Genomic DNA, 16,307 nt, shown 5'->3' with positions numbered 1-16,307 from the left:
ACCCAGCCCAACGGTCCCAGCACCTCGACCAGGGCCGGAAAGGAATCGATGTCGTCCGGCATCATTGGCCGGCCCAGCAGCGCGATCTTCACCGGATTGCCGATCCACAAGGCCGCGACCAGCAGGGTCTGGATCAGCAAAAAGATCCAGACGCGGCGCGAAGCCAGGAACAGGAGCCAGGAGACCGCCAGCAGCAGGCCGCCATCCCACAACATGCGGCTGCGCACGATGCGGATCTCGAACAGCCGTTGGGCGAGCAGATCGGCGAGGAGATAGAGCAGCAGGCTGGAGACGATCGGAATCCACCAGCGCCAGCGCGCGAAACGAAGTCCGAGACCGGATATCGGGGAGGGAAATGGCATCCGGCGGCTCGGTGGTGCGTCGATCTGACTCTGAAATGAAACCTGTATGTAGCAACAAGTTCATAAAGCAGAGTTGGCCGGTGCGCCAGCCATCCGAAAGGAGGATGTTCCTGGCCTTGGCCCCGGCTGAAAAATTCAAGCGATTACAATTTGTTAAACTGCGTTCGGGCCTGACCTCGACGGGGCGTTGCGAGCCGCGCGGCGGTCGAGCGCGAACAGAGATCGCAGGTCATCGGGCTGGGTATATCGAGCATTGCGCCCACGAATAGGATGACATCGTTCCTATCGAGGCGATGCGCGTCACACGCGGCTCTGTCGTCTCAGCAAAGGATCACCGGACATAGCCATGCTCGCGGAACCAGGTGATCGCGTCCGCGATCGCCTCGCGCGCGGGCCGCGGGCGATAGCCCAGTTCCTGGATCGCGCGCTCGCTGGTGAAGAACATCGTCTTGCGCGCGAGCTTCACCGCCTCGCGGGTCGCGAAGGGTTCGCTGCCGGTGGTCCGGGCCCAAAGCTCGGCCAGGCCTGCGATCGGCATCACCAGGCCATGCGGCAGCTTCAGGCGCGGCGGCGGACGATGGGTCTGTTCGGCGACCATCGCGAGGATGCTGGCGAGGCTCAGATTCTCCGAGCCCAGGATATAATTGCGTCCGACGCGGCCGCGCTCGAGCGCCAGGATATGGCCCTCGGCGACATCGTCCACATGGACGACATTGAGACCGGTGTCCACATAAGCCGGCATCCGGCCATTGGCAGCGTCGACCACCATCTTGCCGGTCGGCGTCGGCTTGATGTCGCGAGGGCCGATCGGCGTCGAGGGATGGACGATGATCACGGGCAGCCCTTCCGCGATCATCGCGCGCACGATGACTTCGGCGGCATGTTTCGATTGCTTGTAGGCGCCGATCATGTCGGCGGCGCTGCCGGCATGTTCCTCATGGGCAGGGCTGCTGTCCGGTCGCGGCAACAGGGTCGCGACGCTGCTGGTATAGACGATGCGCCGCAGGCCGGCTTCGGCGGCGGCCTGCATGAGTGCTCGCGTGCCCTCGACATTGGCCTGGAACATGGGGGCCGGATCGGGAACCCAGAGCCGATAGTCGGCCGCCACATGAAAGAGCGTGTCGCAGCCCTTGATGGCTGCTGCGAGCGAGACGGGGTCGCTCAGATCGCCGGTGACGATCTCGACGCGGAGCGGCTCCAGGTTGCGGCGATCAGCGGTCGGCCGCACCAGCACGCGCACGGTCTCGCCGCGCGCGAGAAGCTTGTGGGCCAGCGCCGAGCCGACGAATCCCGTGGCACCCGTTATCAGCGTGGTCATGGCAGTGAGGTCCGCCAGGCAGGAAAGCGAGTCGTTTGGGCGCCCACTATCGCGTTCCCGGGCGGCGGAGGCCAGACGCTTGATGGCCAGCCGGCTGATGGTATGCGGGATGGTATGTGGGCGGGCGGATCAGGGTTTGGTCGCGAGGTCGTCGATGATCGGACAGTCGGGACGATGGTCGCCATGGCAATGGCGCGCCAGATGGTCGAGCGTGCGGCGCATGGCCTCGAGCTCGGCGATCTTCTCGTCGAGCTCTTCGATATGGCGCAGGGCCAGCGATTTGACCTCGGCGCTGGCGCGCTGGCGGTCGCGCCAGAGCTGCAGCAGCTTCGCGGTCTGATCGAGCGAGAAGCCCAGATGGCGCGCGCGCCGGACGAAGCTCAGGGTGTGGACGTCGCTGTCGGTGTAATGCCGGTAGCCGGCCTCGGAGCGCGCCGAGGGACGAACCAGCCCGATCGCATCATAGTGACGGATCATCTTGGCGGAAATACCGCTCTGTTTTGCAGCTTCGCCGATCGTTTTCATCGGATGTCACTCCTCGATATCCGGACGCCAGCGGCCGAGCAGCAACGCATTGGCGACCACGCTGACACTGGAAAGGGCCATGGCGGCACCGGCGGCGACGGGCCCCAGCAGGCCGAAGGCCGCGAGCGGGATGCCCAGCAGATTATAGACGAAGGCCCAGAACAGATTTTGCCGGATCTTCGCGTAAGTGCGCCGTGACAAGGCGATGGCGGCGACGGCGAGGCGCGGATCGCCCCGCATCAAGGTGATGCCGGCGGCATGGAGCGCGATGTCGCTGCCGCTCGCCATGGCGAAGCCGATATCGGCTGCCGCCAAGGCAGGCGCGTCATTGATGCCGTCGCCGACCATGGCCACCACGCGATGCGGTCCCTTGAGCCGGGCGAGAGCGGCCACCTTGTCGGCGGGCAAGAGCTCGGCCTCGACCTGGGTGATGCCGATTGCCTGCGCCACCGCGCGGGCCGCCGCTTCATTGTCGCCGGTCAGCATGGCGCTCTCGATGCCGGCTCGCGTCAACGCCGTCACGGCGTCGCGGGCCTCCGGCCGGATCGGATCGGCGAAGCCGAGGGCACCGATGAGTATCGCCGGCCGGCCGGCGGCCGCGGCCTGTGCCAGATAGGAGAGGCTGCGGCCGGGCGCATCGACGCGCGCCGCGATCCGATCCAATGTCCCTTCGTCCACGCCGCTTTCCTTCATCAGGCGACGGCTGCCGAGCAACAAGGCCTGGCCTTCGACCTTGCCCGCAACGCCGCGGCCGGGAAGAGCCTGAACCTGCTCGGCGGGCGGCACAACGATCTGCCGCGCTTGCACGGCGGCGGTCACGGCCCGGGCCAAGGGATGTTGGCTCGCGGCCTGAAGCGCCGCGGTGAGGCGCAACAGCGTGGTCTCGTCGCCCGCGAACGAGGCCAGGGCTGCCAGCTCCGGGCGACCCTGGGTCAGGGTGCCGGTCTTGTCGAAGGCGACGGTGGTGACGGCATGCGCGCGCTCCAGCGCCTCGCCGTCGCGGATCAGGATGCCATGGCGCGCGCCGACACCGGAGCCCACCACCACGGCCGTCGGCGTCGCCAAACCCAGGGCGCAGGGGCAGGCGATCACGAGCACCGTCACCGCATTGACGATGCCAGCGACCGGATCGCCGACGCCCAACCACCAGCCGAAGAAAGTGGCGATCCCGATCGCCAGCACGATCGGCACGAAGACCGCGCTCACGCGGTCGACCAGGCGCTCGATCGGCGCCTTGCCGGCCTCGGCGGATTCGACCAGGCGGATGATGCGGGCGAGCAACGTGTCGGCCCCGATCCGCAAGGTCTCGACCAGCAGTACGCCCTCGCCATTGATGGCGCCGGTCGCAACCTCGTCGCCCGGATGGCGTTCGACCGGCAGGCTTTCGCCGGTCAGGAGCGACTGATCGAGACTGCTGGCACCTTCGATGACCCGGCCATCGACGGGAACCTGCTCGCCCGGACGGATCTGCACGCGGTCGCCGGGGCGAATCTCGGCGGCCGGCAGCTCCACGAAGGCATCGCCGCGCCAGACGCGCGCCGTCTCGGGCCGCAGCGCCGTCAGGGCGCGGATGGCGGCGAGGGTGCGCCGCTTGGCACGGCTCTCGAGCCATTTGCCGAGCCGCACCAGCGTCACGACCAGGGCAGACGCCTCGAAATAGAGATGGGGCATCGCGCCTGCAGGCGCCGTCGCCATCAGATAAAGACTGAGCCCGAAGGCGGCGCTGGTGCCGATCGAGACCAGGAGATCCATGTTGCCGGTGCGGGCCTTGAGCGCGCGCCAGGCGGCGCCAAAGAATCGCGCGCCGAGGCCGAACTGGATGGGTGCGGCCAGCAGCAACTGGAGCCAGCCCGGCATCATCATATGCTCGCCGAAGAGCTGCAGGATCATCTGCAGCAGGAAGGGCAGGCAGGCGAGGCCGGCGAGGGCGAGCTTGATGCGCTCGGCGCCGTCCTGCGGCGGCGATGCTGCCGGGGGATGGGCGACATCGATCATCCGCGCCTCATAGCCGGCGTCGGTGACGGCCTTGATCAGCGAATCGGGTTGGGGTGCCTGACTGGACGCGAAACGGACCCGGGCATGCTCGCTGGCAAGGTTCACCTCCGCCTTCACGACGCCGGGGACCGCCTTGAGGGCGCGTTCGACGCGGCCGGCGCAGGTGGCGCAGCTCATGCCGCCGATTTCGAGCGCGATCTCGCCGTCTCCGGCCGGGTCGCGGTCGGCCTTAATTCCTTCATATTTATCAAATAACTGTGGCTTGTCCGGCGCGAGAGCGACGGGCCCCAGGGCGGTCAAAGCGAGCTTTGGCGAGAGCGGTGCGTTGGTTTTCATGCCGCTACAGATGAGGGTTCCCATGATGGGAAGGTCAAGGCCGCGCTGTCAGCATGGCCGGGTTGCCGCCCCGGTGGCTTGACCCATTGGTTCATTCGGCCGACAGATGGAAGCGGGAAAAGGGAGTGTGGATATGCGATTCCGAGTTTCCGGCATGAGTTGCGACGGCTGCGCCCAAGCGGTGACGCGGGCGATCCGCAAAGCGGCGCCGGATGCCAAAGTCGAGGTCGATCTGGCCAGCGGCGAAGTGGCGGTCGATGGCCGCGTCGCCGAATGCGCCGTCGCGGCAGCGATCCAAAAAGCCGGCTACACGAATGAGGGGCGGCTCGACTGAGAGGGAGCTCTCGAACCTCCTTGCTTCTATCCTCTCCAGCCCCTTCACGATCGATCAACCAGACCTGACCGAGAGTCCGTCGCCCGCATCGGATCGGCCGTCGGCCGTTGCCGGTTGCGTGGGCGCTTCCTACACTCTGGCGCCGGTCGGGGAGTCGGAAGACGCTCCAGGCGGGCGTTCCGGCCCTTCGGGTCCCTTTGCCAACGATCGAGACCCCGTCCATGACGCCTTCCGACCCGAAGACCTCGACCGCGACGCCGCCCGCGGCCCGCAAGTCCGGCGTCAACAGCGCCGCCAACGCCGCCTTCGTCTATGCCGGCGGCAATTACAGCACCGCGCAGCACAAGCTGATGGGCCGCATGTCGGCCAGCGAGAACTTCCTCAAAGGCTTTGCGCGCCATGGCGGCGTCGATCGCTTCTATTGCTATGCGATGCGCCAGCAGGATCTCGAGGACTTCACCCGCCGCGTCCAGGAGATCGCCGGTTCCGACAAGCCGGTCACGGCGGTGCCGCCGCTCGACCTCGCGGTCGTGGGCGAGCCCGGCTGTCTCTACCGGCCGGGACCGAATATCGGTTACTTCGCCTGGCAGCGGCGCGTCGCCGACCAGCGCCGTTTCAGCATCTGCGGCGTCACCCATACCACGGCCGAGCATGTGGTGATGGACGGCATCGCCGAGGCGGTCGCCGGTCCCACCCAGGCGTGGGATGCGCTGGTCTGCACCTCGACCCAGGTGCGGACCATGGTCGAGCGGCTGGTCGATCAATGGAGCCACTATCTGAGCCGGCGCTTCGGCGGCAAGGATGTGCGGGCCCCCTTCAAGCTGCCGATCATCCCGCTCGGGGTCGATTGCGAGGGCTTCGCGCCCACGCCCGAACGCCAGCGCGACGGCCAGGCCCTGCGCCAGAAGCTCGGCATCGGGCCCGAGGATGTCGTCGTCCTCTTCGTCGGCCGGCTGACCCATGTCGAGAAAGCCAATCCGCTGCCGATGTATCTGGCGCTGGAAGCGGCCGCCCGGCGGACCAAGAAGAAGCTGCATCTGCTGCAGGCCGGCTGGTATGCCTCACCGGAGATCGAGAAGATCTTCGTCGACTCCGCGCAGCGCATCATGCCGTCGGTGCGTTATCACCATGTGGATGCGCGCGAGCCGGAATATCGCTGGAGCGCCTGGTATGCCGGCGACATCTTCACCTCGCTCTCGGACAACATCCAGGAGACCTTTGGCCTGACGCCCATCGAGGCGCAAGCGGCGGGGCTGCCGGTCGTGGTCAGCGACTGGGACGGTTATCGCGACACGGTCATCGATGGCGAGGTCGGTTTCGCGGCGCCGACCTTCATGCCGCCGCCGGGAACGGGTGCCGATCTCGGTTTGCGCTATGCCATTTCGGTCGACAGCTATGGCCGCTATTGCATGACGACGGCCCAGAGCATTTCCGTCGATGTGGAGTTCTGCGCGCGGTCCTATCTCAAGCTGATCGAGGATCCGGCGTTGAGAAAGCGCATGGGGGCCGCCGGACTGGCGAATGCCCGATCGAAGTTCGACTGGCAGGTGGTGATCGGCGCCTATCAGGATTTGTGGCAGGAGCTCGCTGAGCTCCGCCGCAGCGCGCCGGAATCCGTGACGCCCGAGGCCGGCCGGCCGCCCCATCCTCTGCGCGACGATCCCTTCAGTCTGTTCGCCTCCTATCCGACGGGATTCGTCGATGGCGATACGGTCGCCACCGCCGCTGCCGGCGGCAATCGGCAGCATCTGGCGGAACTGCGGACCATCCCGCTCGCCAATCTGATGCCGGGCCTGCTGCTGCCCGAGCCCGAGCTGGTGAAGCTGCTGGAACTGGTCGCGAAGTCGCCTTCGTCGGTCGAGACCTTGCTCGCCGCGGCGCCCGGACCGCGGCGCAACCAGACCCGCCGGAGCCTGGGTTGGCTCGCCAAGATCGGGCTCGTCCGCTTCACCAAGCCCTCGGCGTGAGCTGACGGCAGCACCATCCTCCAGGGCGCGAGGCCGAGATGATCGACAGCGTTTCCTTCCTCTTCTTCCTGGCAGCGGCCCTGGTCATCGCGCTGACGCCGGGCCCGGGTATTCTTTATGTGGCGGCGCGCACGCTCTCCGGCGGACGCGGGGAAGGTTTTGCCTCCGTGCTCGGGACGGGTCTCGGCGGCTTCGTCCATGTGACGGCAGGAGCGCTCGGCGTCTCGGCGCTGGTGCTGGCGAGCGCCGAGGCCTTCACGGTCCTGAAGTTTCTGGGCGCGCTCTATCTGATCTATCTCGGCATCAAGACCTGGCGGGCCGCGAAGCTGGCGCCGGACCTTGTCGCCATCGCACCCTCCGGTGCGCGCCGCGCCTTTCGCGAAGGCGTGCTGGTGGAAGCGCTCAATCCCAAGACGGCGGCGTTCTTCCTGGCCTTCATTCCGCAATTCGTGGATCCGAATCGCGGCAGCGTCGCGCTGCAGTTCGTGGCGCTGGGGCTGATCTCGGTGCTTTTGAACACCGCCGTCGATGCCGCCGTGGTTCAGGGCGCGACATCGCTGCGGTCGAGGCTTCTGCGCCGGCCTCATATCATCCGCCGCCTCCGCCAGACGGCCGGCGGCATCATGTGCCTGTTGGGATTGTCGCTGGCGCTGACGCGCCGCCCGAGCTGATCTCGCGCCGCGGGCTTCCGACCCTCTAAGGCTCACCCGGCTTCCAGGCATCGATCAGACGCTGCGCTGTGTCGAGCTGGTCGTTGCTCATCTGCTGCCGCATCGTATCGATCGCGGTCATGAGCCGGTTGCGGTCCGGCCCTTGCGGGAAGCGCGTCGAGGCGAGCGTGAGCCATTTGACCGATTCGACCCGGTCCTTCGGCACGCCCTGGCCGAGCTCGTACATCAGGCCCAGGCCCAGCATGGCATCGGCATTGCCCTTCGCGGCCGCCTGCCGATACCACTTCAGGGCCTCGCCGTAATTGGCAGCGCCGACCAGGCCATATTGATAGATGCCGGCGACCTGCACCTGGGCCAGCGCGTTGCCGTTCTCGGCCTCGGGCTTGAGCTCCGAAAGGGCGCGGAAATAATCGCCCTTCTGGTAATAGGCCATGCCCTCGTCATAACCGGCATGGGCGGCGCCGGCGATGGCCATGGCGCCGACCAGAGAGAGAGCCGCGACGATGCCTCTCGCGCGGCGCATCAGGGCATCTCCTCGGCGGCGACGATTTCGAGATAACGGCCATATCGGGTGCCCTTCAACTCGCCGGCGAGCTTCATCAGCTGGCGCCGGTCGATGAAGCCCTTGCGATAGGCGATCTCCTCGATGCAGGCGATCTTGAGGCCCTGGCGTTGCTCCATGATGCGCACGAAGCTCGCCGCCTCGATCAGCGACTCATGGGTGCCGGTATCGAGCCAGGCATAGCCGCGGCCCATCTTCTCGACTTCGAGCCGCCCGGCGGTGAGGTAGGCGCCATTGACGTCGGTGATCTCCAGTTCGCCGCGCGCCGACGGCCGGATGCGCCGCGCGATCTCGACCACCGCCGGATCGTAGAAATAAAGACCGGTCACCGCCCAATTGGAACGCGGCTGCTTCGGCTTCTCGACGATCGACTGGGCGCGGCCCCGCGCGTCGAACTCGACCACGCCATAGCGCTCGGGATCGTCCACCCAATAGGCGAAGACGGTGGCACCCTGGTCGCGCCCGTTGGCGTGCTCCAGCAGCTCCGTCAAGCCATGTCCGAAGAAGAGATTGTCGCCCAGCACCAGGGCGCTGGGGCTCTCGCCGATGAAATCGGCGCCGATGAGGAAAGCCTGGGCCAGGCCTTCGGGGCGCGGCTGCTCGGCATAGCTGATATCGAGGCCCCAGCGTCCGCCATTGCCGAACAAGGCACGGAAGCCCGGCAGGTCGCGCGGCGTGCTGATGAGCAGGATCTCGCGGATGCCCGCATGCATCAGGGTCGCCAGCGGGTAATAGACCATCGGCTTGTCGTAGATCGGCAGCAGCTGCTTGCTGATGGCGTGGGTCACGGGATAGAGCCGCGTCCCGCTGCCGCCGGCCAGGATGATCCCTTTTCGCGTCATGTCAGATCCTTCGTTCCGCCCGCGGCCATGATCTCGGAGAGGCATTCCGCCATGCTCACTTCCCAGGCTCTCGGCAGGATACCGTAAACCTCGCCGATGCGTCCGCAATCCAGCACGGAATTGGCCGGGCGCCGGGCCGGCATCGGATAGGCGCTGGTCGGGATGGGTGTCAGGCGAGGGACCTTATGGCCATGCGCGGCGAGCCAGTCGAAGATGAATTTCGCTTGGCCGAATCGCGTCGTCGAACCGGTATTGCAGTAATGGAAAGTGCCATAGCCGTCGCTCTTGCCGGCGGCGATCGCGGCCGCGATCGCGATCATCGCGCGCGCGGCGTCTCCGGCGCCGGTGGGCGTGCCATGCTGGTCGTCGATGATCCGCAATTCCGGCCGCTCGGCGCCCAGCCGCAGCATGGTGCGCACGAAGCTGCCCTCGCCCGAGGGGCTGTAGACCCAGGCCGTGCGCAGGACCACATGGCGATCGATCCGCTCCCGCACGACGCGCTCGCCCGCCTCCTTGCTGGCGCCATAGACGGACACCGGTCCGACCGGATCGTCTTCGCGATAGGGCGCCGGCTTGGTGCCGTCGAACACGTAATCGGTCGAAATATGGATCAGGGCGGCACCGCAGGAGGCAGCCCCTTCGGCCAGGGCCGCGGCACCGTCGCGATTGAGACGGAAGGCGAGATCGGGCTCCGACTCGGCCTTGTCGACGGCGGTGTAGGCGGCGGCATTGATCACGATATCGACGCCGCTTTGGGCCACCTCCCGGATCGTCCGCGCCGGGTCCATGAGGTCCAGGCTCTCACGGCCGCGGCATTCGAGCGCGAAGCCCCCGGGCAAGGGCACGCTCGCGAGTGCGCGCGCTAATTGCCCCGAATGACCGGCGACCAGGATCCGTTGGGCCATGGGAAGCGTCCGACCGCTCAGCTTTGCGGGATGAGGCCGGCCGACTGGTCCGTTTCGGACGTGATACCCAGCCTTTCGCCCCGATAGACGCCCGAGCGGATCCGCTCCCACCAGCGGCGATTGTCGAGATACCAGCGCACGGTCTTCTCGAGACCGCTGTCGAAGTTCTCCCGGGCCCGCCAGCCGAGCTCCTGCCTGATCTTGGTCGCGTCGATCGCATAGCGCATGTCGTGGCCCGGCCGGTCCGACACGAACTCGATCAGTTCCTCATGACGCCGGCCCGGGACCAGGCGGTCGAGAATGGCGCAGAGCTTGCGCACCACGTCGATGTTCGTCCATTCGGCATCGCCGCCGACATTGTATTTTTCGCCGGTGCGGCCCCGCGTCACCACCAGCCAGAGGGCGCGGGCATGATCCTCGACATAGAGCCAGTCGCGCCGGTTCTCGCCCTTGCCATAGACCGGCAGCTTCTTGCCCTCGAGCGCATTGATGATCATCAGGGGGATGAGTTTCTCCGGGAACTGGCAGGGGCCGTAATTGTTGGAGCAGTTGCTGATGACGACCGGCAGCCCGTAGGTGTGATGCCAGGCGCGGGCCAGATGATCGGCCGCGGCCTTGCTGGCGGAATAGGGCGAGTTCGGCTGATAGGGCGATTCCTCCTCGAACAAACCGTCCGGTCCCAGCGATCCATAGACCTCGTCGGTCGAGACATTATGGAAACGGAATCGGGCCCGCTTGGGCTCCTCCAGCTCGCGCCAGTAGCGACGGGCGGTTTCGAGCAGGACATAGGTGCCGCGGATATTGGTGTCGATGAAGGGAGCGGGGCCATCGATCGAGCGATCGACATGGGACTCCGCCGCCAGATGCATGATCGCGTCGGGGCGATGCTGGCGAAAGGCGGACTCCATCGAGGCGGCGTCGCAGATGTCGGCCTTGAGCAGCCGGAATCGCGCGCTGTCGCGCACGTCGCTCAGCGATTCCAGGTTGGCGGCATAGGTCAGCTTGTCCACCACCAGCAGGTCGGCATTGGTCTCGTGGATCAGATAGCGGCACAACGCCGATCCGATGAAGCCGGCGCCGCCGGTTACGATGATCCGCATTCCCGTCATGCTCGATGGCCTCTCACGCTCAATTGTCGCCGCTCGTTATCGGTCCGTCGGAAATTCCGTGGGTAACGAAATCGAAATGGCTTGCGCGGGAATATCCACGCAAGTCCTGTCAGGCTCAGTCGGCATAGCGAAACGGGAGGTCCGTATCCGCGAGAAAGGGCAGTCTGGTATCTTTTTCCGATAATACCGCTGATGCTTCCTTAACCGGCCAGTCGATTCCGAGGCTCGGATCGTTCCAATTGATGCCTGAATCATGAGGCGCCGAGAACGGAGCCGATACCTTATAAAAGATCAGGCTGTCGGGCTCGAGCGTGCAGAACCCATGGGCAAAGCCGGCCGGGACCAGCATCTGGTTGCCGCGCTCGGCGCTGAGCTCGGCGGCGACATGCTGGCGGTAGGTCGGCGATCCGCGACGCAGATCGAGGGCGACGTCGAAGATCCGGCCCTGCATGACACCCACGAGCTTCGCCTGCGCGGCCGGCGGGAGCTGGAAATGCAGGCCCCGCAGCGTGCCGACATGGGTCGAGAGCGAGAGATTGTCCTGGCAGAAATCCAGATCGAGACCGGCCTGTTTCAGCTTCTCGCGGTTGAACCACTCGGCGAAGAAGCCGCGGCGATCGGAAAAGCGGGGTGCGGTCAGAATCTTGACGCCGGAGATCGCTGTATCTTCGATTTGCATCGACTCGGGTTCGATTAGGGTTAAGAAGCATGGGGTGGCGAGAAAGCCCGCCCGACATTAGCATGGCGTGCCGGTGCAGCGGCAAGTTCGAGGGTCATCTTGTCTGACGCGTACCGGCGACGGGACTCGCAGCCGAAGCGGCCCAGGCTCGAGGGGTTATGGCCACCGACAAACGCAAACGCGGCGCGAAGAAATCCGCCAAATCGCTCGCAGCCAAGAAACCCGCCCGCAAGGCTGCGGCGAGCAAGCCGGCCGCTGCATCGAAGGCGGCGTCCGCGCCGGCGCGAATGCGGCCGACGGCGGGAAAGCGCGATCCCTCGGCCCAGGCGCAGCTCGGACTCGCGCTGATTACCTCGGCGCCCGCGGTCGCTGCCGTTGTCGTTGTGCCGGGCAGCGCCGAAGCCGAGCATGCCCGGCGGGTCAAGACGGCCGTCGACGAATTACAAGCGGGTAATCTCGAAGCGGCGGGCGCCATCCTCGAGCCACTGCTCGCGGCGCGGGCCGAGGATTTCGAGACGCTGCATGCCGGGGCCGTGCTGCGCCTCAAGCTTGGGCGCTTTGCCGAGGCGCTGGAGCTGATGCAGAAGGCGGTCACGAAGAATCCCGGCGACGCGCAAGCGCAACAGAATCTCGGTGCCATGCTGGCCCGGCAGGGACGGCTCGAGGAGGCCGCCACCTATTTCACGCGCGCGATCGCGATCGATCCGCGCAATGTGTCCGCGCAGACCAATCTCGGTCTGATCTATCAGAGCCGCGGCCAGATCGAGGCCGCTACCGCCTGCTACAAGAAGGCGATTGCCGTCGACCCCAGCATGGCCGAAGGCCATAGCCGCCTGGCGGCCGCCCTGAAGGATGTGGGCGATCTGCCGGGCGCCATCGCCTCGGCACGCCGGGCACTGGAGCTGCGACCCAACTATCCCGAGGCGCTGGGCAACCTGATTCACTATCTTCAGCACGTCTGCGACTGGCGCGACATGCCGGCGCTGGAAGCGAAGCTGGATCAGCTGACCGGGCCGGCGCTGATGCGGGGGATCAAATCCGGCGAGACTCCGCTGCTGTCCATCGTGCGTTCGGCCGATCCGGTTCGCAATCTGCGCGTTGCCCGCGCCGCCTCGAAGGATCTTCTCGCCAGCATGGCGAGCCTCAACATGCATTTCCCGCATGATCGCCGGCGGGGACCGCGCAAGAAGCTCACCGTCGGCTATCTCAGCGGCGATTTTCGCAATCACCCGGTGGCGCATCTCGTGCGCAGCCTGTTCCAGCGTCACGATCGCAACCGGTTCCGGGTGATCGGCTATTCCTACGGTCCCGACGATGGCAGCGCCTATCGCAGCCATATCGCCTCCAGTTGCGATCTCTTCGTCGATCTGCGCAGCACCGGCACCGCGGCCGGCGCGCGGCGCATCTATGAGGACGGCGTCGATATCCTGATCGAGATCACCGGCTATGTGGCGGGTCATCGCCTCGACATCCCGGCCCTTCGCCCGGCGCCGTTGCAGGTGAGCTGGCTGGGATTTCCGGGCTCGACCGGCGCCAGCTTCTTCGACTATGCGATCGTGGACCAGACCGTCCTGCCGCAGTCGCAGGTCTCGTCCTTCTCCGAGCGGCTGATCTGGATGCCGCATTCCTATCAGATCAACGATTCCAGCCAGGCCATTTCGACCAAGACCTTCCGGCGTGCCGATTTCCATCTGCCGGAGAACGCGTTCCTGTTCTGCTGCTTCAACAACACCTACAAGATCGAGCCGGCCATGTTCGATCTCTGGATGCGCCTGCTGAAGGCGGTCCCGGGGTCGGTGCTGTGGCTGCTGCGCTCCAATCCGCAGGCCGAGGAGAATCTGAAGCGCGAGGCGGTGGCCCGGGGCGTCGCGCCCGAACGGCTGCTGTTCGACGGCAAGCTGCCCAAGGATCAGCATCTGGCGCGTCTGGCGCTGGCCGATCTGGCACTCGACACGATGATCTATAACGGCCACACGACCTCCAGCGACGCGCTCTGGGCGGGCGTGCCGGTCGTGGGATTTTCGGGGACGCATTTCGCCAACCGGGTCTCCGCCAGCTTGCTGACCAATCTCGGCCTGCAGGAGCTGATCGCCCACAATCTCGAGCGCTATGAAGCGCTGGTGCTGGAACTGGTGCGCGACCCGGCGCGGCTGCGGGGCATCCGGCGGACACTGGCAGAGCGGCGCATGCGCTGGCCCCTGTTCGACACGGCGCGGTTCGTGCGCAATCTCGAGGCGGCCCTGATCGGCATCTGGAATCTCCATGAAGCCAACAAGCCGCCGACGCCCATCGTGGTCGCGGACCGCGACCCGATGGAATCCGCGCCCTTCGCGCCGATTCCACCGAGCTCCTGATCGCCGGAACGAGACGATTTCCGCCTGCAGCGGAGCGACGATCGCCCCGGCATTTCATCCTAGGGTAAACGATATCCGCCGCCGCTCGGCCATGTCGCGCGCAGCCCCGCCTGCGTCGCAATGTCCGATGCCGGGACGCATCGCTCTCGCATAGCATCGATCCCACGAGTGCCCCTGACAGAGATCCGGGGGTTTCCCATGACATCGCTGAACCGCCGAGACGGCGCCGCCCTGCTGTGTTGCAGGCTCCGCCGATATTGCTGGACGTCACGCTGAGCCGGGGGAACCGCACCATGAATATCCATGAATATCAGGCCAAGCAGTTGCTGCGTCGCTACGGCGTGCCGGTGCCGCGCGGCGACGTCGCGCATACACCGCAGGAAGCGGAGGCGGTGGCCGAGGAGCTGGACGGTCCTGTCTGGGTGGTCAAGGCGCAGATCCATGCCGGCGGGCGCGGCAAGGCCGGCGGCGTCAAGATCTGCCGTTCGGTCAAGGAGGTTGTCGCGATCGCCGACCGGATGCTGGGCATGCGGCTGGTCACGCACCAGACCGGGCCCGAGGGCAAGGAGGTCAAGCGCGTCTATATCGAGCAGGGCAGCGACATCGCGCGCGAGCTCTATCTGGCGCTGCTGATCGACCGTCGGACGGGCGGCATCATGGTGATCGCCTCGACCGAAGGCGGCATGGATATCGAAGAGGTCGCGGCCAAGACACCGGAGAAGATCGTCCGGGTGGCGCTGCCGCCGGCGGCCGACATGCAAGGGTTTCATGCGCGCAAGGTGGCCTTCGCGCTGGGTCTCAAGGAGCGCGAGGTCCATAAGCTCGTCCGCCTGCTGCTGTCGCTGCATCGCGCCTTCGTCGAGCTCGATGCCGGCATGATCGAGATCAACCCCCTGGTCGTGACCAGCGCCAACAAGCTGGTGGCGCTCGATGCCAAGATGAGCTTCGACGACAATGCGCTGTTCCGCCATCGCGACATCGAGGAGCTGCGCGACGACGACGAGTACGATCCGCTCGAGCGCGAGGCGCAGCGCCACGACCTCAACTATGTAAAGCTCTCCGGCGATATCGGCTGCATGGTCAACGGCGCCGGGCTCGCCATGGCGACCATGGACATCATCAAGCTCAATGGCGGACGTCCGGCCAACTTCATGGATATCGCCGGTGCGGCCACCAAGGAGCGTGTCGCGACCGCCTTCCGCCTGATCTATTCCGATCCGGAGGTGAAGGGGATCCTGGTCAATGTGTTCGGCGGCATGATGCGCTGCAACGCGATCGCCGAGGGCATCGTGGGCGCGGCGCGCGAGGTCGGGCTCGACCGTCCGCTGGTGGTGCGTCTCGAAGGCACCAATGTCGAGCTGGGTCGCGAGATCTTGAGCAAGTCGGGCCTCAACATCATCCCGGCGACGACCTTGGCCGACGCGGCGCAGAAGATCGTCGCCGCCGTCGAGGGAGGGCGCTGAGCCATGGCCATTCTCGTCACCCCCGAAACCAAGGTCATCTGCCAGGGCTTCACCGGCACGCAAGGCACCTTCCACTCGCAGCAGGCGATCGAGTACGGCACCAGGATGGTCGGCGGGGTCACGCCCGGCCGCGGCGGCTCCTCGCATCTGGGCCTGCCGGTCTTCAACACGGTCATGGAAGCGGTGGCGCGCACCGGTGCCACCGCCAGCGCGGTCTATGTGCCGCCGGCCTATGCCGCCGACGCCATTCTCGAGGCGATCGACGCCGGCATCGCCATCGTGGTCGCCATCACCGACGGCATTCCGGTCCAGGACATGGCGCGGGTCAAGCGCGAGGCCTCGCGCTCGAAGTCGCGCGTGATCGGTCCCAATTGCCCGGGCCTCATCACCCCGGGTCAGCCGGGCGGCTGCAAGATCGGCATCATGCCGGGCTATATCCACCGCCCGGGCCGGATCGGCATCGTCTCGCGCTCGGGGACCCTTTCTTATGAGGCGGCGACGCAGACCACGGCGGCGGGGCTCGGCCAGTCGACCCTGGTCGGTATCGGCGGCGATCCCGTGAACGGCACCAACTTCGTCGATTGCCTCGAGCTCTTCATGGCCGACCCCGGCACCGATGCGGTCATCATGATCGGTGAGATCGGCGGCACGCCCGAAGTGGATGCCGCCGAGTTCCTCAAGCGCGAGAAGCACAAGAAGCCGGTGGTGGGATTCATCGCGGGCTTGAGCGCGCCGCCCGGCCGTCGCATGGGTCATGCCGGCGCCATCGTCACGCAAGGCGGAGAAACGGCCGCGGCGAAGATCGAGGCGCTGCAATCGGCGGGTGTGCTGGTGTCGCCCTCCCCGGGCGAACTCGGCGCCACCATGCTGCGTGCGCTCAAGGCG

The 16,307-nt window shown here is 66.4% G+C and carries 15 protein-coding genes; 6 read left to right on the top strand and 9 right to left on the bottom strand.

Features of this window, described 5'->3' with window-relative positions; all coding sequences use genetic code 11:
* The 4 genes from ACREE8_RS22790 to ACREE8_RS22775 form a co-directional block, all read right to left on the bottom strand.
* Window positions 1-362 (bottom strand): hypothetical protein (locus ACREE8_RS22790; protein WP_431575315.1); only part of this gene is annotated, 362 nt, incomplete at its 3' end.
* Between the two features lie 331 nt (window positions 363-693).
* Window positions 694-1,680 carry a hopanoid-associated sugar epimerase gene (hpnA, locus tag ACREE8_RS22785; RefSeq protein ID WP_431575314.1) on the bottom strand — a complete coding sequence of 329 codons (987 nt, stop codon included), beginning with the start codon at window positions 1,678-1,680 and terminating at the stop codon, window positions 694-696.
* A 129-nt stretch (window positions 1,681-1,809) separates the two neighbouring features.
* Complete coding sequence (cueR, locus tag ACREE8_RS22780) at window positions 1,810-2,205, bottom strand: Cu(I)-responsive transcriptional regulator (RefSeq protein WP_431575313.1); 396 nt, start codon at window positions 2,203-2,205, stop codon at window positions 1,810-1,812.
* A 6-nt stretch (window positions 2,206-2,211) separates the two neighbouring features.
* Window positions 2,212-4,560: a heavy metal translocating P-type ATPase gene (locus ACREE8_RS22775; protein WP_431575312.1), complete on the bottom strand. Its 2,349-nt coding sequence runs from the start codon at window positions 4,558-4,560 to the stop codon at window positions 2,212-2,214.
* A gap of 109 nt (window positions 4,561-4,669) precedes the next feature.
* Between ACREE8_RS22775 and ACREE8_RS22770 the strand changes: the two genes are divergently transcribed.
* From ACREE8_RS22770 to ACREE8_RS22760, 3 genes are all read left to right on the top strand, one after another.
* Entirely contained in the window at window positions 4,670-4,870 is a 201-nt protein-coding gene (locus ACREE8_RS22770) for a heavy-metal-associated domain-containing protein (RefSeq protein ID WP_431575311.1), read from the top strand.
* A gap of 221 nt (window positions 4,871-5,091) precedes the next feature.
* A complete protein-coding gene (locus ACREE8_RS22765) occupies window positions 5,092-6,837 on the top strand; it encodes a glycosyltransferase family 4 protein (RefSeq protein ID WP_431575310.1) in 1,746 nt (581 codons plus the stop codon).
* Window positions 6,838-6,875: 38 nt separating this feature from the next.
* Window positions 6,876-7,508 carry a LysE family translocator gene (locus ACREE8_RS22760; RefSeq protein ID WP_431575309.1) on the top strand — a complete coding sequence of 211 codons (633 nt, stop codon included), beginning with the start codon at window positions 6,876-6,878 and terminating at the stop codon, window positions 7,506-7,508.
* Between the two features lie 25 nt (window positions 7,509-7,533).
* Here the strand turns inward: ACREE8_RS22760 and ACREE8_RS22755 are convergent, their stop codons facing one another.
* The 5 genes from ACREE8_RS22755 to rfbC all read right to left on the bottom strand — a co-directional run bounded on the left by ACREE8_RS22755 (window position 7,534) and on the right by rfbC (window position 11,605).
* Window positions 7,534-8,031 (bottom strand): tetratricopeptide repeat protein, encoded by a 498-nt coding sequence (locus tag ACREE8_RS22755; RefSeq protein ID WP_431575308.1) that lies wholly within the window; start codon window positions 8,029-8,031, stop codon window positions 7,534-7,536.
* Window positions 8,031-8,912, bottom strand: a complete 882-nt coding sequence (gene rfbA, locus ACREE8_RS22750) for a glucose-1-phosphate thymidylyltransferase RfbA (protein WP_431575307.1) — start codon at window positions 8,910-8,912, stop codon at window positions 8,031-8,033. Before rfbA ends, ACREE8_RS22755 begins: the two co-directional genes overlap by 1 nt.
* Window positions 8,909-9,817 (bottom strand): dTDP-4-dehydrorhamnose reductase, encoded by a 909-nt coding sequence (gene rfbD / locus ACREE8_RS22745; RefSeq protein ID WP_431575306.1) that lies wholly within the window; start codon window positions 9,815-9,817, stop codon window positions 8,909-8,911. The genes rfbA and rfbD overlap by 4 nt, the downstream gene beginning before the upstream one ends.
* A gap of 17 nt (window positions 9,818-9,834) precedes the next feature.
* Complete coding sequence (rfbB, locus tag ACREE8_RS22740) at window positions 9,835-10,917, bottom strand: dTDP-glucose 4,6-dehydratase (protein ID WP_431575305.1); 1,083 nt, start codon at window positions 10,915-10,917, stop codon at window positions 9,835-9,837.
* 124 nt (window positions 10,918-11,041) lie between these two features.
* Window positions 11,042-11,605, bottom strand: coding sequence for a dTDP-4-dehydrorhamnose 3,5-epimerase (gene rfbC, locus ACREE8_RS22735; RefSeq protein ID WP_431575304.1), 564 nt, complete (start codon window positions 11,603-11,605; stop codon window positions 11,042-11,044).
* A 158-nt stretch (window positions 11,606-11,763) separates the two neighbouring features.
* Between rfbC and ACREE8_RS22730 the strand changes: the two genes are divergently transcribed.
* The 3 genes from ACREE8_RS22730 to sucD form a co-directional block, all read left to right on the top strand.
* The gene (locus ACREE8_RS22730; RefSeq protein WP_431575303.1) at window positions 11,764-13,959 is read left to right on the top strand and encodes a tetratricopeptide repeat protein; all 2,196 of its coding nucleotides are present in this window, start codon (window positions 11,764-11,766) and stop codon (window positions 13,957-13,959) included.
* Window positions 13,960-14,252: 293 nt separating this feature from the next.
* Window positions 14,253-15,422 (top strand): ADP-forming succinate--CoA ligase subunit beta, encoded by a 1,170-nt coding sequence (sucC, locus tag ACREE8_RS22725; protein ID WP_431575302.1) that lies wholly within the window; start codon window positions 14,253-14,255, stop codon window positions 15,420-15,422.
* Window positions 15,423-15,425: 3 nt separating this feature from the next.
* On the top strand, window positions 15,426-16,307 hold an 882-nt coding region (sucD, locus tag ACREE8_RS22720; RefSeq protein WP_431575301.1), incomplete at its 3' end, for a succinate--CoA ligase subunit alpha.

The sequence above is a fragment of the Hypericibacter sp. genome (genome assembly GCF_050729195.1).
Lineage (GTDB): Bacteria > Pseudomonadota > Alphaproteobacteria > Dongiales > Dongiaceae > Hypericibacter.
Note: the sequence above shows the minus strand (reverse complement) of the source record. Positions and strands in the feature narration are given on the sequence as shown.

Excerpts from the sequence above, each read along its gene's own strand:
- hpnA (WP_431575314.1), bottom strand. The coding sequence starts at position 1,680 with ATGACCACGCTGATAACGGGTGCCACGGGATTCGTCGGCTCGGCGCTG.
- cueR (WP_431575313.1), bottom strand. The coding sequence starts at position 2,205 with ATGAAAACGATCGGCGAAGCTGCAAAACAGAGCGGTATTTCCGCCAAG.
- ACREE8_RS22775 (WP_431575312.1), bottom strand. The coding sequence starts at position 4,560 with ATGGGAACCCTCATCTGTAGCGGCATGAAAACCAACGCACCGCTCTCG.
- ACREE8_RS22770 (WP_431575311.1), top strand. The coding sequence starts at position 4,670 with ATGCGATTCCGAGTTTCCGGCATGAGTTGCGACGGCTGCGCCCAAGCG.
- ACREE8_RS22765 (WP_431575310.1), top strand. The coding sequence starts at position 5,092 with ATGACGCCTTCCGACCCGAAGACCTCGACCGCGACGCCGCCCGCGGCC.
- ACREE8_RS22760 (WP_431575309.1), top strand. The coding sequence starts at position 6,876 with ATGATCGACAGCGTTTCCTTCCTCTTCTTCCTGGCAGCGGCCCTGGTC.
- ACREE8_RS22755 (WP_431575308.1), bottom strand. The coding sequence starts at position 8,031 with ATGCGCCGCGCGAGAGGCATCGTCGCGGCTCTCTCTCTGGTCGGCGCC.
- rfbA (WP_431575307.1), bottom strand. The coding sequence starts at position 8,912 with ATGACGCGAAAAGGGATCATCCTGGCCGGCGGCAGCGGGACGCGGCTC.
- rfbD (WP_431575306.1), bottom strand. The coding sequence starts at position 9,817 with ATGGCCCAACGGATCCTGGTCGCCGGTCATTCGGGGCAATTAGCGCGC.
- rfbB (WP_431575305.1), bottom strand. The coding sequence starts at position 10,917 with ATGCGGATCATCGTAACCGGCGGCGCCGGCTTCATCGGATCGGCGTTG.
- rfbC (WP_431575304.1), bottom strand. The coding sequence starts at position 11,605 with ATGCAAATCGAAGATACAGCGATCTCCGGCGTCAAGATTCTGACCGCA.
- ACREE8_RS22730 (WP_431575303.1), top strand. The coding sequence starts at position 11,764 with ATGGCCACCGACAAACGCAAACGCGGCGCGAAGAAATCCGCCAAATCG.
- sucC (WP_431575302.1), top strand. The coding sequence starts at position 14,253 with ATGAATATCCATGAATATCAGGCCAAGCAGTTGCTGCGTCGCTACGGC.